Consider the following 1,786-nt stretch of genomic DNA (forward strand, 5'->3'; position numbering starts at 1 on the left):
CCGTTAACATTCCTGTAGGTGTTAGTAGATTCAATTTGCAGAAAAACGGACGCCTCGCTAGGATGAGTATGTACTGGGTTGCGGCCCTCAGAACTCACCTTAGGAGGCGTTATTATGAAGTCTAGACTAATTAAAGCTCAAAATCAACGTGTAGAGCGTATTTCCACTTCCACTCTTGTCATAGGCATCGACATTGCCAAGGAGAAACATGCTGCTCAAGCCATTAATTTTCGAGGTATTGTCCTCACTAATCGCCCAATTATGTTTTCAAATGACCATGCCGGCTTTGAGCATTTAAAAAGTAGCATACGTAAATTACAGAAAATGCACGGCATGAATGACGTCGTTGTGGGAATGGAGAGTACCGGTCACTACTGGTTCAATATCGCCAATTGGTTGGTGCAACAAGGTATTTCTGTTGTCCTTGTCAATCCAATGACCACCAAACGCAATAAGGAAAACAGGGATAATTCTCCCTCAAAGAATGACCCCAAGGACGCACTGGTCATTGCCGATGCGGTGAGCCGCGGGTTCTACACGCCCTTCTCCCCAAAGGAAGAAGCGTTCCGTCGCATACGGGTTATTGTTACAAATAGAGAGCATTGGGTTGTTAAATCTGGACGGGTTAAGAACAGAATCCACCGCTGGCTGGATATCCGTTTTCCAGAATACAGACAAGCATTCGAAGATATTTTTAGCACTCGTTCATTGGCCACTTTGCGTCGTTTTCCAGCCCCATCTGACGTGTTGCAGTTAACTCCGGAGCAAATGGTGCACATCTGGGGAGAGTACATGACTAGACCTGGCGGTGTGCGAGGCAGGAACAAGGCGACCCAGATTCAAGCACTCGCTAGACATAGCGTTGGAGACGCTACTGCCCTTGAAGAAGACAAATGGGAACTGAAGCACCTCATCGAAGAATATGAAAGAATCTGCCAAATTATTGATGAAGCGGACAAGATGATTGAAAAGGTATTGCCCGAAATCCCCTGTTCAGATCTCGTTCGATCTGTCGGTGTTTCCGTCCCTGCAACGGCTGCCATATTAGCATTTGGCGGGGACTTACGTCAGTTGTCTCACGGAAATCAGTTATTACGAAAGGCAGGATTGAACTTGGCAGAACGTAGTTCTGGTAAATACAAGGGGCAAATTAAGCTCACGAAACGAGGCAACTCGTTACTACGTAAGCATTTGTACTTCACTGTGTTTAGCCTTTTATCTCATAATAGTGCTTTCCAAGCCCTGCATGCACACAATATTGAAGTGAAACGTATGACGAAAATGCAGTCAATGATAAAGTTGATTGGGAAACTGGCTCGGATGCTCGTAGCTATGGCGAAAGAAGGACAAAAATTCTCTGCAGATAAGGCTCAGATACCGTTAGCAGCTTAAAACTAAAACCGCAACCAAGATACGTAGATTGGCTCATTCTCAGGATTTCACAAAGAAAGCACGGAGTACCGAGATTATTGCGCTTTAGGGCTTAGACCCGTTCCGTTAACGTTGATCGGACTCCACACCTTGGATAGATAGGACGAAGGAATGTGAGGGCTTAGACCCGTCGAGATTTGGGAGAGTGAATCCCAAGGACCTTGTGGAGAGAGACGTGCAGCAAAAACTTTTTTTGGAAGATGTTGTAATATGATCAACACCTTCTATTCCCGCATGCGCTCTAACGGATCTGACTAGCCACATTATCCACTCGTTTAAACTCCTACTTAACAAGGTACGTGAAATCCTGCGAATGAGCGAGCATACGTGAGAAAAACCTTATTCTCTGAGGGAG

The 1,786-nt window shown here is 45.5% G+C and carries 1 protein-coding gene; it reads left to right on the forward strand.

Annotated features, from left to right (window positions below; all coding sequences use genetic code 11):
- Window positions 1-114 precede the first annotated feature (114 nt).
- Entirely contained in the window at window positions 115-1,392 is a 1,278-nt protein-coding gene (locus O9H85_RS37335; protein ID WP_269886372.1) for an IS110 family RNA-guided transposase, read from the forward strand.
- Window positions 1,393-1,786 lie beyond the last annotated feature (394 nt).

The sequence above is a fragment of the Paenibacillus gyeongsangnamensis genome, assembly GCF_027533625.1.
In the GTDB taxonomy this organism is placed as follows: domain Bacteria; phylum Bacillota; class Bacilli; order Paenibacillales; family NBRC-103111; genus Paenibacillus_G; species Paenibacillus_G gyeongsangnamensis.

Excerpts from the sequence above, each read along its gene's own strand:
- O9H85_RS37335 (WP_269886372.1), top strand. The coding sequence starts at position 115 with ATGAAGTCTAGACTAATTAAAGCTCAAAATCAACGTGTAGAGCGTATT.